General features: G+C 42.9%; 9 protein-coding genes and 2 rRNA genes. All 11 read right to left on the reverse strand.

Annotated features, from left to right (window positions below; all coding sequences use genetic code 11):
- Nucleotides 1-36: 36 nt before the first annotated feature.
- The 11 genes from SCI76_RS11685 to SCI76_RS11735 all read right to left on the reverse strand — a co-directional run bounded on the left by SCI76_RS11685 (nucleotide 37) and on the right by SCI76_RS11735 (nucleotide 14,143).
- Nucleotides 37-2,972 (reverse strand): 23S ribosomal RNA (locus SCI76_RS11685).
- A gap of 225 nt (nucleotides 2,973-3,197) precedes the next feature.
- Nucleotides 3,198-4,749 (reverse strand): 16S ribosomal RNA (locus SCI76_RS11690).
- The 16S and 23S rRNA genes sit together here, the layout of an rRNA operon.
- Nucleotides 4,750-5,122: 373 nt before the next feature.
- Nucleotides 5,123-6,136 (reverse strand): C40 family peptidase, encoded by a 1,014-nt coding sequence (locus tag SCI76_RS11695; protein ID WP_048022256.1) that lies wholly within the window; start codon nucleotides 6,134-6,136, stop codon nucleotides 5,123-5,125.
- A gap of 32 nt (nucleotides 6,137-6,168) precedes the next feature.
- Entirely contained in the window at nucleotides 6,169-7,242 is a 1,074-nt protein-coding gene (locus SCI76_RS11700) for a dipeptide epimerase (protein WP_033580859.1), read from the reverse strand.
- A gap of 59 nt (nucleotides 7,243-7,301) precedes the next feature.
- Nucleotides 7,302-8,468: a DUF819 domain-containing protein gene (locus tag SCI76_RS11705; protein WP_063248119.1), complete on the reverse strand. Its 1,167-nt coding sequence runs from the start codon at nucleotides 8,466-8,468 to the stop codon at nucleotides 7,302-7,304.
- Between the two features lie 93 nt (nucleotides 8,469-8,561).
- Nucleotides 8,562-8,885 (reverse strand): DUF3870 domain-containing protein, encoded by a 324-nt coding sequence (locus SCI76_RS11710; RefSeq protein WP_028412670.1) that lies wholly within the window; start codon nucleotides 8,883-8,885, stop codon nucleotides 8,562-8,564.
- 223 nt (nucleotides 8,886-9,108) lie between these two features.
- Complete coding sequence (locus SCI76_RS11715; protein ID WP_168761576.1) at nucleotides 9,109-9,846, reverse strand: glycerophosphodiester phosphodiesterase; 738 nt, start codon at nucleotides 9,844-9,846, stop codon at nucleotides 9,109-9,111.
- Nucleotides 9,847-9,932: 86 nt separating this feature from the next.
- Entirely contained in the window at nucleotides 9,933-11,273 is a 1,341-nt protein-coding gene (locus SCI76_RS11720) for an ABC transporter substrate-binding protein (RefSeq protein ID WP_042992356.1), read from the reverse strand.
- A 13-nt stretch (nucleotides 11,274-11,286) separates the two neighbouring features.
- Nucleotides 11,287-12,099 carry a carbohydrate ABC transporter permease gene (locus tag SCI76_RS11725; RefSeq protein WP_115652986.1) on the reverse strand — a complete coding sequence of 271 codons (813 nt, stop codon included), beginning with the start codon at nucleotides 12,097-12,099 and terminating at the stop codon, nucleotides 11,287-11,289.
- The gene (locus SCI76_RS11730; RefSeq protein WP_028412674.1) at nucleotides 12,096-13,031 is read right to left on the reverse strand and encodes a carbohydrate ABC transporter permease; all 936 of its coding nucleotides are present in this window, start codon (nucleotides 13,029-13,031) and stop codon (nucleotides 12,096-12,098) included. Before SCI76_RS11730 ends, SCI76_RS11725 begins: the two co-directional genes overlap by 4 nt.
- Nucleotides 13,028-14,143, reverse strand: a complete 1,116-nt coding sequence (locus tag SCI76_RS11735) for an ABC transporter ATP-binding protein (protein WP_028412675.1) — start codon at nucleotides 14,141-14,143, stop codon at nucleotides 13,028-13,030. The genes SCI76_RS11730 and SCI76_RS11735 overlap by 4 nt, the downstream gene beginning before the upstream one ends.
- Between the last annotated feature and the right edge of the window lie 16 nt (nucleotides 14,144-14,159).

The raw sequence follows: 14,159 nt of genomic DNA on the forward strand, positions 1-14,159 counted from the left end.
TAACAGGTTGCTGAGTAAAGCTTACGCTTTTAAAGTTTGGTTAAGTCCTCGATCGATTAGTATCAGTCAGCTACACATGTCGCCACGCTTCCACCTCTGACCTATCAACCTGATCATCTTTCAGGGATCTTACTAGCTTGCGCTATGGGAAATCTCATCTTGAGGGGGGCTTCATGCTTAGATGCTTTCAGCACTTATCCCGTCCACACATAGCTACCCAGCGATGCCTTTGGCAAGACAACTGGTACACCAGCGGTGTGTCCATCCCGGTCCTCTCGTACTAAGGACAGCTCCTCTCAAATTTCCTACGCCCACGACGGATAGGGACCGAACTGTCTCACGACGTTCTGAACCCAGCTCGCGTACCGCTTTAATGGGCGAACAGCCCAACCCTTGGGACCGACTACAGCCCCAGGATGCGATGAGCCGACATCGAGGTGCCAAACCTCCCCGTCGATGTGGACTCTTGGGGGAGATAAGCCTGTTATCCCCGGGGTAGCTTTTATCCGTTGAGCGATGGCCCTTCCATGCGGAACCACCGGATCACTAAGCCCGACTTTCGTCCCTGCTCGACTTGTAGGTCTCGCAGTCAAGCTCCCTTGTGCCTTTACACTCTACGAATGATTTCCAACCATTCTGAGGGAACCTTTGGGCGCCTCCGTTACATTTTAGGAGGCGACCGCCCCAGTCAAACTGCCCACCTGACACTGTCTCCCGGCCCGATCAGGGCCGCGGGTTAGAATTTCAATACAGCCAGGGTAGTATCCCACCGACGCCTCCACCGAAGCTAGCGCTCCGGCTTCTCAGGCTCCTACCTATCCTGTACAAGCTGTACCAAAATTCAATATCAGGCTACAGTAAAGCTCCACGGGGTCTTTCCGTCCTGTCGCGGGTAACCTGCATCTTCACAGGTACTATAATTTCACCGAGTCTCTCGTTGAGACAGTGCCCAGATCGTTACGCCTTTCGTGCGGGTCGGAACTTACCCGACAAGGAATTTCGCTACCTTAGGACCGTTATAGTTACGGCCGCCGTTTACTGGGGCTTCGATTCAGAGCTTCTCCCAAAGGATAACCCCTCCTCTTAACCTTCCAGCACCGGGCAGGCGTCAGCCCCTATACTTCGCCTTGCGGCTTCGCAGAGACCTGTGTTTTTGCTAAACAGTCGCCTGGGCCTATTCACTGCGGCTCTCTCGGGCTATACACCCTACCAGAGCACCCCTTCTCCCGAAGTTACGGGGTCATTTTGCCGAGTTCCTTAACGAGAGTTCTCTCGATCACCTTAGGATTCTCTCCTCGCCTACCTGTGTCGGTTTGCGGTACGGGCACCTCCCGCCTCGCTAGAGGCTTTTCTTGGCAGTGTGGAATCAGGAACTTCGGTACTATAATTCCCTCGTCATCACAGCTCAGCCTTTATGATGAGCGGATTTGCCTACTCATCAGCCTAACTGCTTGAACGCGCATATCCAGCAGCGCGCTTACCCTATCCTACTGCGTCCCCCCATTACTCAAACGGCGGGGAGGTGGTACAGGAATATCAACCTGTTGGCCATCGCCTACGCTTTTCAGCCTCGGCTTAGGTCCCGACTAACCCTGAGCGGACGAGCCTTCCTCAGGAAACCTTAGGCATTCGGTGGACAAGATTCTCACTTGTCTTTCGCTACTCATACCGGCATTCTCACTTCTAAGCGCTCCACCAGTCCTTACGGTCTGACTTCGCTGCACTTAGAACGCTCTCCTACCACTGACATCAAAGATGTCAATCCACAGCTTCGGTGATACGTTTAGCCCCGGTACATTTTCGGCGCAGAGTCACTCGACCAGTGAGCTATTACGCACTCTTTAAATGGTGGCTGCTTCTAAGCCAACATCCTGGTTGTCTAAGCAACTCCACATCCTTTTCCACTTAACGTATACTTGGGGACCTTAGCTGGTGGTCTGGGCTGTTTCCCCTTTGACTACGGATCTTATCACTCGCAGTCTGACTCCCATGGATAAGTCTTTGGCATTCGGAGTTTGACTGAATTCGGTAACCCGTTGGGGGCCCCTAGTCCAATCAGTGCTCTACCTCCAAGACTCTCACAACATGAGGCTAGCCCTAAAGCTATTTCGGAGAGAACCAGCTATCTCCAGGTTCGATTGGAATTTCTCCGCTACCCACACCTCATCCCCGCACTTTTCAACGTGCGTGGGTTCGGGCCTCCATTCAGTGTTACCTGAACTTCACCCTGGACATGGGTAGATCACCTGGTTTCGGGTCTACAACCACATACTAAACGCCCTATTCAGACTCGCTTTCGCTACGGCTCCGCCTTATCAGCTTAACCTTGCATGGGATCGTAACTCGCCGGTTCATTCTACAAAAGGCACGCCATCACCCGTTAACGGGCTCTGACTACTTGTAGGCACACGGTTTCAGGATCTCTTTCACTCCCCTTCCGGGGTGCTTTTCACCTTTCCCTCACGGTACTGGTTCACTATCGGTCACTAGGTAGTATTTAGCCTTGGGAGATGGTCCTCCCAGCTTCCGACGGAATTTCACGTGTTCCGCCGTACTCAGGATCCACTCAAGAGGGAACGAAGTTTCAACTACAGGGTTGTTACCTTCTTCGACGGACCTTTCCAGGTCGCTTCATTTACTTCGTTCCTTTGTAACTCCGTATAGAGTGTCCTACAACCCCAAGAGGCAAGCCTCTTGGTTTGGGCTAATTCCGTTTCGCTCGCCGCTACTCAGGAAATCGCATTTGCTTTCTCTTCCTCCGGGTACTTAGATGTTTCAGTTCCCCGGGTCTGCCTTCAATATCCTATGTATTCAGATAAAGATACTGTTCCATTACGAACAGTGGGTTTCCCCATTCGGAAATCTCCGGATCAAAGCTCACTTACAGCTCCCCGAAGCATATCGGTGTTAGTCCCGTCCTTCATCGGCTCCTAGTGCCAAGGCATTCACCGTGCGCCCTTTCTAACTTAACCATTAGCGAATAAATGGTACAACATATTGTTGTGTTATTTATTGGTTTGATTAAAGAAAAGTTTCACTTTTCCTCAGCAATTACTGTTATCTAGTTTTCAAAGAACAATCGCAACCAAAATTCTTCTTATCTAATAAGAAGAAAGTAGTATGCTTTCTATAATTGAGAGATTGAACTCTCAAAACTGAACAAAGTGTCAAAACGTACGTCATGTAAAAATCCTTAGAAAGGAGGTGATCCAGCCGCACCTTCCGATACGGCTACCTTGTTACGACTTCACCCCAATCATCTGTCCCACCTTAGGCGGCTAGCTCCTTACGGTTACTCCACCGACTTCGGGTGTTACAAACTCTCGTGGTGTGACGGGCGGTGTGTACAAGGCCCGGGAACGTATTCACCGCGGCATGCTGATCCGCGATTACTAGCGATTCCAGCTTCATGTAGGCGAGTTGCAGCCTACAATCCGAACTGAGAATGGTTTTATGGGATTGGCTTGACCTCGCGGTCTTGCAGCCCTTTGTACCATCCATTGTAGCACGTGTGTAGCCCAGGTCATAAGGGGCATGATGATTTGACGTCATCCCCACCTTCCTCCGGTTTGTCACCGGCAGTCACCTTAGAGTGCCCAACTAAATGCTGGCAACTAAGATCAAGGGTTGCGCTCGTTGCGGGACTTAACCCAACATCTCACGACACGAGCTGACGACAACCATGCACCACCTGTCACTCTGTCCCCCGAAGGGGAACGCTCTATCTCTAGAGTTGTCAGAGGATGTCAAGACCTGGTAAGGTTCTTCGCGTTGCTTCGAATTAAACCACATGCTCCACCGCTTGTGCGGGCCCCCGTCAATTCCTTTGAGTTTCAGTCTTGCGACCGTACTCCCCAGGCGGAGTGCTTAATGCGTTAGCTGCAGCACTAAAGGGCGGAAACCCTCTAACACTTAGCACTCATCGTTTACGGCGTGGACTACCAGGGTATCTAATCCTGTTTGCTCCCCACGCTTTCGCGCCTCAGCGTCAGTTACAGACCAAAAAGCCGCCTTCGCCACTGGTGTTCCTCCACATCTCTACGCATTTCACCGCTACACGTGGAATTCCGCTTTTCTCTTCTGCACTCAAGTTCCCCAGTTTCCAATGACCCTCCACGGTTGAGCCGTGGGCTTTCACATCAGACTTAAGAAACCGCCTGCGCGCGCTTTACGCCCAATAATTCCGGATAACGCTTGCCACCTACGTATTACCGCGGCTGCTGGCACGTAGTTAGCCGTGGCTTTCTGGTTAGGTACCGTCAAGGTACGAGCAGTTACTCTCGTACTTGTTCTTCCCTAACAACAGAGTTTTACGACCCGAAAGCCTTCATCACTCACGCGGCGTTGCTCCGTCAGACTTTCGTCCATTGCGGAAGATTCCCTACTGCTGCCTCCCGTAGGAGTCTGGGCCGTGTCTCAGTCCCAGTGTGGCCGATCACCCTCTCAGGTCGGCTATGCATCGTTGCCTTGGTGAGCCGTTACCTCACCAACTAGCTAATGCACCGCGGGCCCATCTGTAAGTGATAGCCGAAACCATCTTTCAATCATCTCCCATGAAGGAGAAGATCCTATCCGGTATTAGCTTCGGTTTCCCGAAGTTATCCCAGTCTTACAGGCAGGTTGCCCACGTGTTACTCACCCGTCCGCCGCTAACGTCATAGAAGCAAGCTTCTAATCAGTTCGCTCGACTTGCATGTATTAGGCACGCCGCCAGCGTTCATCCTGAGCCAGGATCAAACTCTCCGAAGAAATGTTTGACTTGCTCAATTAAAAAATAAAAATTAACGTTGACGTTTGTCGCTTTGTTCAGTTTTCAAAGTTCAACCGCCGCTCTTAAGCGACTTTATTATTTTATCAAGTTACCGACGTAATGTCAACAACTTTTTAAAATTCTTTTTTCAGCTTCGTTGTTACTGTTATGTCTCAACGACGCTTTATAATAATATAACGCCCTGCACATAAAGTCAATATGTTTCGAGAAGAAAAATGTTTTTTTCTTACTTTACTTCTTCCCCTACTGAGAAGTAGTTAAACGTAAATAATCTAAATTTTCTAATTTTTATTTATACCTATATTAAAAAAGAAGCCCTTCACAAAAAGAGCTTCTTTCTTATCTTACTAATTAAGGTAAATAACGACGTGCACCTGCATACTCTTCAATATACCCCTTCGTGTTTAAAGGAATCATCTCTACTGTCCGCTCGGAGTTCGGCGAATGAATCATCATACCATCTCCCGCATACATTGCTACATGGTGGACGCTTCCTTTCCCTTGGTTATAGGCAAAGAATAATAAGTCTCCGGGTTGAAGATTGTTCATCTCTACTGGTTTCCCTGCTCTAGACTGTGGGCCTGAGTCACGTGGAATTGTAATACCATGGGACTGGTACATCGTAAACGTAAATCCAGAGCAGTCAAATCCAAAACCACTCATGCCAGCCCATAAATATGGAAGATTTAAAAATGCCTTTCCGCTTTCAACAAGCTCCGTGCCAGTTGGTACAGGAATATCTTTTTGAGAAGCGTAGATTTTTCCTGCTTTTGCAGAAACCCATGCTGTCTTTCCATTTGGTTTTAATACTTTATATGCACTCTTTGATTTTACCAAAAGAGGTAAGCGCGTATTATAGCTAACTTCAATACCTTTCTTTTTCAAAGAAGGCGAATGATATAAATAAGTAGTCGGAGCCGTCACCATTACAAAAGGCTTCTTTGCATACTGTTCGTACCTTTTGCTATAGGTTAATTGTTTAGTAGGCATCCACCCGGGATATCCTAATTCATTTCGAGAAGTAGGCTGTCCGTCTACAGCTACTTTGACCCAATCTCCTTGTCTCTCTAAAACCGTTACTTTGTTTCCATATAACGCTTGTGTCTCAAGCATCCCGTCACTAGATAACTGCTGCTTCTGTTTCAAATTCATCGATGTGGTCCACTTCTTCATATCTACAGGATTAGTAGCTGACGGAGCGTCCACTTCACGCAAGATGTTTGGTGCTGTCCAAAGAGTAGCTGCTGCGACATCTATATAAGCAGTTTCTTTTTCTTCAGAAGCATGAACAGAAGGAACTGCACTGACTCCAAATGTAGCTAAAACAACTGTTGTTACCGTTAAAACCCAACGTTTTATATTCATCGTCTCTCTCCTTCTACTATATTACTATCTTTTTATTTTGAGATAGGAACGGTGATTTCTCCTATTCCAGGAAGATCTGATAAGAAAACCTCTTGACCGCTGTACTTTAACACATCCAGTTCAGTTGAAAGCCAAAGAGGAGCATCTAAGTCAAAATACGTGATATTTGGATGAGCGGCTGCCAGATGAGCAGCTGCTCCCACGGAAAGTGATGGTTCCATCATGCTTCCAATCATACACGCAACACCGTTCGCCTCAGCAATACTCGCGATTTTTCTTGCTTCATTAATGCCTCCGCACTTCATTAGCTTAATATTTAAAAGATCCACGTACCGCCCGCTTACAAGCCTTAATGCATCTTTGGCAGAAAATAGACTCTCATCTGCCATAATGGGTACGTTTACTCGTTCAGTCACAAACTTTAACCCTTCCCAATCATGAGCAGCGACAGGCTGTTCTACCAGTTCAATACCGAAATTGAGAGCTTCCATTTCATTAATTAATTGCACTGCTTGTTTTGGAGTCCATCCTTGATTTGCATCCAACCGAAGTTTTACATGATCCGGAATGACAGATCGAATATGTTTAATACGCTCAAGGTCTAGCTCAGGAATTGAACCTACCTTCACTTTTAAAATGTCAAATCCGTCCGCTGCACTTTTTTGTGCGTCTTCAGCCATTTTTTCAGGTGTATCGACACTTATCGTCATACACGTAGAGATAGGCTGCTTATCGCCCAAGAAAGCATATAAAGGAATGTTGAGAAACTTTGTATAAGCATCATGCAAAGCGATATCAGCAGCCGCTTTAGCACTTGAATTGTGAATACAGCAGCTTTGAATTTTTTTTAAGAGTTTTTGAAACTGACGTATATCCTCCCCTATTAGCGCTAGTTTAATAGGTCCTTGAAGTGCAGCTTGAATGCCTTCTAAAGAATCGCCTGTAATAACATATGTTGGCGAAGCCGCTCCTTTTCCTTTTATTCCGTTTTCTAACTGAATCTCTACACTTATGCTGTCTATCTCTGTTGCTGTTCGAAGCGCTGTTTTAAACGGAACGAGCAGTGGAACGGTTTGATGCTTTACAGTTATGTCTTTAATTATCATTTCAATCGCTTCCTTTCGATTCAGCACACATATTCTTTTATACCTATTTTGGTTTATTCTTAGATCGCCCCTAAAATTTTGGCGATCATCATACCAAAATAAGTACCTAAGAAGGAACCCATTAGAGCCATAATGACTCCTACCGGAATCAGTGCACGGTTATAAGCAGCTGCAAGCATTGGAGCAGACGCCATTCCGCCAATATTAGCTAAACTGGCTACCCCGAGCGTAAATAAATCATATTTAAATAGTTTAGCTAGCAACAGCATGATCACTAAGTGGACGAACATAATGAGAAAACCAGATACTAAGTAAATAGGAGCCTGAACTAAATTTGAAAAATCTGATTGAGAAGCAATTAACGCTACAACGATGTATAACATAACGTTTGATACATCGAGCGTACCTGGAATTTTTGCCGCTGGAGTTACAGCAAGCACTAAACCAACGACAGAAGCAATCATAATCGTCCAGCTCGTTGCATTAATAACGGCTCCCACTTCAGGCAAACGCCCTCCGATAAATGTAGACAATGCCGAAACGAACAAACCTAGCCCAAGCAAATAAAGAAGATGCTGAAACTGAGGACCTTCTTTTTCGCTTTCAGATGTTGCTGCGACTTCATCTATACTATTCTCAATAAAGCTGACGTCTGCTTTTGTCCATTTATTAAATTTAGATGCAAATGGTACAAGCCAAAACATAAACATAACCCATACGGCATAGTTAATCGTATCCATCATAAGAGCGTAGCCAAATATATTTTCTGGAACATCCAAAATCCCTTGAAGGGCAACCATGTTAGCTGACCCCCCGGTCCAACTTCCTGATAAAGCACCAAAAGCTTTCCACGTATCCTCTACATAGAAATTCTTAAAGATGGCATAGACGAGGATAAAGCCTATCATTATACTAAAAACCGCAACGATGAATCCTCCCAGCATTCTTGGACCAAGTTTAATTACACTTCGAACATCACACTTTAACAGCATAAGCATCAGCATAGCAGGAAGAAGTGCATTTTTAACGCCTGCATACATGGCGGCATTTGACTCGCTATCCCCAAATAATCCTGCCGTTTGCATAAGAGCCGCTCCTATATAAATAAGTACAATACCTGGAATAAACTTAAAAAATCCATTGCCTTTAAATCGTTTTTCAATCCCTACCATGAGCGCAGCAAAGGCAGTTAACACACTCACATACATAAATCCATCTTGAATCATTTATTCTTCCCCCTTCATCTCCCCGAAAATGTTTTTATGCAAAACAAAATCCAGCCCAACGTTTGAAAACGTCAGGCTGGATTTCGTCTAGGTCTATGTAGACAAAGCAGCTGTTATTTGCTGATATTTTTTCTGTGCATCATGAAACGCTACCACCAGCGCTTTTTGGGAAGACCCGAAGTAGCGGCTGTTAATGTCGTCTATAAGGGTGGGATCACTTATATGACGTCCAATAAAAATTGATTGAACAAATCGAACGGTTAACTCAATCGTCGCTGAGCATTCCACATCAATAATTTTTCCATTTGTTTTATCAACTACCAATCCTAGAAAATACTGATTGAACTTTTTAGTAATCGGATTGCTTTGAGGAGCTTTGGCATCTCCAATAATATAGATAGTATCTTGATCATACATGATTTTTTATTCCTCCTAAAAGAGATAACAGACGATGCTAGGGACCGGCAAATGAACGTTTGCGGAGCTACGCAACATGTATTCGCTTTCATAAGGAACATTATAATCTATTCTCAATATATCATCTATAAAACAATTTCACAATATAACTTTTATACTATTCAGAATAAAATAATATTTACCCTATAAAAAAGGCCGTACGAATACATACGGCCTTTCTGCGTCATCCTTTGAACATTGTAGAGGAAAAACGGTTAGGGTAATCTGTCATCACTACTTTTACTGAAGCCTGCTGGAGTTTCAAAAAGTCATTCAGTTCATTAATTGTATATACTCGTAAGTCTAATCCTTCTTGCTTTGCTTTTTTCCCGTACGAAGAAAGAGCAAACGACATATCACAGTGCAGGTGCGCACCTATCGATTTTGCTTTTCCAATCGCATCTTCACTCACCCCTTCAAATAAAAATCCTGTTGGGATATATGAATGGAGAGATCTCACTTTAGCCAAGCTATCATAGTTAAAAGATGACAAAATAACTTGATCTTCTAAATCAAACTCATCGATTAGACGAAGAACTTTTTCCTCAAGTTTTGGATAGTAAATTTGGTCATTTTTTAATTCAATGTTCACGGTCATTTCTGTCTTTTTGTCCATCATCCACTCAAACACTTCTATTAACGTGGGAATTGATTGTTTAGAAAAACGAGAATCATACCAGCTTCCAGCATCGAATAACCGCAGCTGTTTATATGAAAATTCTTGAACATATCCCATTCCATTCGTCGTTCTGTCAATTCGTTCATCGTGAATCACTACTATTTCTCCGTCTTTGGTTAGTTGTACATCCAATTCAATACCTGAAACTCGCATTTTTCTTGCTTCTTCAAATGCAATCATTGTATTTTCAGGATACCGTCCGCTAAAGCCGCGATGCGCATAAAGATCAATTGAAGTGTTCATTGTCTTCTATCTCCCCTAACTAGTTATTCACTAAATAAAAAGCTCGTCCTCAAAATAACTTGAAAGACGAGCTTCGTAATCATAGGTTATTTTTGATTCGCTACTTCTAATGCTCTATTTGTTTCTTTTGCAGCTTGATCAAGTGCTTCTTTCGGCTTTACTCCTTGATACAGACTTTCCATTCCTGTTACTACCTTTTGACGTGATTCAGGAAATACCGAAATCAAAGCGCCTTGTGTTGCCGGAGTTGATTTAGTTTTATGAAGCTGATCAACCGTCACTTTTAACTGCGGGTATTTTTCCCACTCTTTCTTTACAATGTCTTGGTCATATGCTTTAGGATTAACCGCAAAATAGCCGCTTTCTACGTGCCATTTTGCCTGAACTTCTGGTGTTGCTAAATATTTCATGAAGTCCCACGCCGCTTTTGATGTTTCATCACTAATTCCTTTAGACATCCATAAAGATGCTCCCCCGATAGCTACTCCTTGGCGATCCTCTTCTTTTGGAACAGGAAGATCTGATACGCCTACATCAAATGGCGCATTGTCTACTAGTGTTTTAATACCTGCTGATGAGTCTAGGAACATTGCAATTTTTTTAGATTGAAATGCTGCGCGCATATCGTCCCAGTTTTGTCCTACGTTGTAGAATGTACCTTCTTTGTACATATCATTGATTAAATTAAATGCGTTTTGTCCTTCTTTTCCATTAAATACTGCCTTCTCAGCATCACCTTTACGGCCGTTTTCGTGATCTACATACAAACCGCCTTGAGAAGCAACTAGCTCTTCAAAGAACCATCCGTAATTTAGAATTGAAAAGCCGTATTGTGATGTTTTATTTCCTTGTTTCTCTGTTAATTTTTTTGCAGCTGCCTTTAATTCATCATACGTTTTTGGAGGATTTTCAGGATCTAATCCTGCCTTTTTAAAGGCATCTTTGTTGTAAACTAACACAGGTGTTGAAGAGTTAAACGGCATTGAATATTGCTTTCCATCTACTTGGTAATAGCTTGAAATGTTTTTCTCCCACTGCGAAGTATCGTAGTGGTCTTCATCAATAAACTTTTGAACAGGCTGGATCTTACCACTGTCTATCATGAATTTTGTTCCTACTTCGAACGTCTGCATAATAGCCGGTGCATCCTTTGTTCCTGCTACTGTATTAAATTTTGTTTGTGCTTCCTCATACGTTCCTTGAAAAACGGGCTTTACTTCCACTTTGTCCTGAGATTTATTGTACTCATCGACAATTTTATTGAGTGATTTTTCAAGGTCACCGCTCATAGCGTGCCAAAAAACGACTTCTGTTTTACCTGATGCTGTTTTTTTAGTTTCTTGCGCTTCCGAAGAACCAGTTGAATTTGAGCAAGCACCTAGAACGACTAGCAAGCATGCCGTTACGATAGCCAATATCTTTTTCATCACATTCACTCTCCTATTTAATTGCACCTTGTGTTAATCCTTTTTGAAGACGTTTTTGACCTAGGAATAATAGTAATAATGTCGGTAAGATCACAACAACGACAGCGGCCATAACCACTCCCCAATCAGTTGAAATCTCCTGCGTTTGCATTTGCTTTAAACCAATCTGAACGGTACGAACATCCTCTGTATTTGTCACTAATAGTGGCCATAAATACATATTCCATGTTGTTAAAAAGCTATATACGCCAAGCGTAACTAAGCTTGTTTTAGACACAGGAAGCACCACGTTCCAAAAGAAACGAAAGCGGCTGATCCCTGCAACTTGAGAAGCTTCATATAACTCATTTGGAATGGTTTTAAACTGTTGACGCAATAAAAAGGTTCCAAATGCTAAAGCAAAAAAAGGAATCGTTAATCCTAAATAATTGTTAATCCATCCTAGCTTTTGTGCTGTTAAAAAGTTAGGAACCATCGTTGCTTCCCATGGAATCATCATCGTAGAAATAAAGAGAAAGAAAATAGTATCTCTTCCTTTAAATTTAATAAATACAAATGCAAAAGCGGCCAAACTTGAAACTAACAGCTGCCCAGCCATGACAAAAATAGATACTGCAAAACTGTTAATTAAATAATGAAGCAGCGGAACTTTTTCAAAAGCATCCCGATAGTTTTCAAATGAAAAAGATGACGGCCAAATCTTCCCTTCTAACACTTCCGCTCCACTCATAAAACTAATGGAAAAAGCGTATAGAATAGGAAACATCAATACTAAAGTAGCTGCAATGAGTAACAAATAAGTTGTCCATTTTCTCGTGATGCTCATTGATAATGTACCTTCCTTTCTCCAAGCTTGAATTGAAGAGCGGTAACCAGTAGAATACAGAAAAATAAAATTGTAGCTTGAGCACTTGCAGAGCCAACATTATAGTTTACAAATGCATCTTTGTAGATTGAATAAACAATGACATTTGTAGAATCTGTAGGCCCGCCTTTTGTTAAAATGTCAATTTGTCCAAACGTTTGAAACGCGTTAATAAACGAAACGGTGATAATAAAAAACAGCGTTGGCGAAAGCATAGGAAGCGTAATTTTACGGAGCTGATACCAATAACTAACTCCAGCAATACGCGCGTTTTCATACAGCTTTTCATCAATATTTTGTAACCCGCCAAGTAAAATTAAAAAGGTAAACCCAATGTTCATCCAAATCGTAGAGATGGACACAGCAATCAGCGCATACTTAGGATCTAATAACCACTGCACATCATGAATGCCTACAAGATTTAATACTTTATTAATAACACCGATTGTCGGGTTATACATAAACATCCAAATTACAGAAGAAGCCGCTACGCTCATTCCCATCGTAGATGAAAACATTGTTCTGAAAAAACCAATTCCTTTTAGCTTTTCATTTGCGATTAGCGCTAGGAATAATGCAATAATTAAGCCAATAGGCACCGTGTATAGTACAAATAAAAAAGTGGCTTTCATACTTTGTAAAAAGTTTGGATCTGTAAATAGATAAAAGAAATTTTGTAATCCTACAAATTTCAAGGGATTTCCCTGTGTGTCTGTAATAAAAAGACTTAAATATAAGGTCTTAATCATTGGGTAGAAAAGAAATACACCAAATAACAATAATGATGGCAGCAAGTAAGATAATCCTACCAATAGGTTAGGCATTGACTTCTTTTCTTGTGGATTTGATGAAACAGAAACAGGCGAGTTTGCTGTTTTGGTAACAGCACTCATACAAATGCCCCCTTTACAGTTAAATCTTCCGTTGATGGTTCATAGTGCAAGCATGAACCTGTATCACTATCAAATAAAAACAGGTGTTTTGGATCGATAAAAATAGGGACGCGCTCTCCCACTTTTATATTCCATTGACCGTTCCACTTAGCCATCCACTGTTTGTCTCCCATTTGAAATGTAAGCAGTGTTTCCGTTCCTAGAATTTCGACATTATCTACCTCTACGATAAAGCTGGTGTTGTCGTTTGTCGCAAGCTGAACGTGCTCAGGTCTTACTCCAACCACAACTTCCTTTTTACCGCTAAGGTTGTTGTATGATGCACTCATAGAAATAGCTCTTCTATCTTCAAAAACGAGTAAGTTATTTTCTATAGAAACGTTTGATAAGTTCATAGGGGGAGAACCTATAAACGACGCTACGAACGTGTTTGCCGGTGCATTGTAAATATCGAGCGGACGCCCAACCTGCTGAATATTACCTCCATTTAAAATCATCATTCGATCCGCCATCGTCATCGCTTCCGTTTGATCATGCGTGACATAAATCATCGTAATACCTAACTTACGCTGAATCTGGCGAATTTCTGATCTCATCTTTGCTCGCAGCTTCGCATCCAAGTTGGATAACGGCTCATCCATCAGGCAAATAGGTGAATGAGTAACTATAGCACGTGCGAGTGCTACACGCTGACGCTGTCCTCCCGAAAGCTGTCTAGGCTTTCGTTTTAAATATTCACTTAAACCAAGCATTTCTGCTGCTTCCCTGCAGCGCTTGTGCTGTTCTTGCTTTGAAATCTTCTTTGTATGCAGACCAAAAAGAATATTTTGTTCTACTGTCAAATGCGGATATAAAGCATAGTTTTGAAACACCATGGACAAATCGCGCTGACTTGGAAGCAGTTTATTTGCTTTTACATCCCCGATTAGCAACTCTCCCTGTGTGACTTCTTCTAATCCGGCAATCATTCGCAGCATTGTACTTTTCCCGCACCCTGAAGGACCTACTAATACGAAGAATTCTCCAGGTTCAATTGTGACATTAATATCTTGAATGACATTTGTTTTTTGATCGTATGACTTTCCAACGTTAACTAACTCTACTTTTTTCATTAAAAACGCTCCTTTC

Source organism: Priestia sp. HNGD-A6 (genome assembly GCF_045784335.1).
GTDB lineage: Bacteria > Bacillota > Bacilli > Bacillales > Bacillaceae_H > Priestia > Priestia zanthoxyli.

What these genes read in the sequence shown, in the direction of transcription:
- SCI76_RS11695 (WP_048022256.1), bottom strand. Translation starts at nt 6,136, where the DNA reads ATGAATATAAAACGTTGGGTTTTAACGGTAACAACAGTTGTTTTAGCT.
- SCI76_RS11700 (WP_033580859.1), bottom strand. Translation starts at nt 7,242, where the DNA reads ATGATAATTAAAGACATAACTGTAAAGCATCAAACCGTTCCACTGCTC.
- SCI76_RS11705 (WP_063248119.1), bottom strand. Translation starts at nt 8,468, where the DNA reads ATGATTCAAGATGGATTTATGTATGTGAGTGTGTTAACTGCCTTTGCT.
- SCI76_RS11710 (WP_028412670.1), bottom strand. Translation starts at nt 8,885, where the DNA reads ATGTATGATCAAGATACTATCTATATTATTGGAGATGCCAAAGCTCCT.
- SCI76_RS11715 (WP_168761576.1), bottom strand. Translation starts at nt 9,846, where the DNA reads ATGAACACTTCAATTGATCTTTATGCGCATCGCGGCTTTAGCGGACGG.
- SCI76_RS11720 (WP_042992356.1), bottom strand. Translation starts at nt 11,273, where the DNA reads ATGAAAAAGATATTGGCTATCGTAACGGCATGCTTGCTAGTCGTTCTA.
- SCI76_RS11725 (WP_115652986.1), bottom strand. Translation starts at nt 12,099, where the DNA reads ATGAGCATCACGAGAAAATGGACAACTTATTTGTTACTCATTGCAGCT.
- SCI76_RS11730 (WP_028412674.1), bottom strand. Translation starts at nt 13,031, where the DNA reads ATGAGTGCTGTTACCAAAACAGCAAACTCGCCTGTTTCTGTTTCATCA.
- SCI76_RS11735 (WP_028412675.1), bottom strand. Translation starts at nt 14,143, where the DNA reads ATGAAAAAAGTAGAGTTAGTTAACGTTGGAAAGTCATACGATCAAAAA.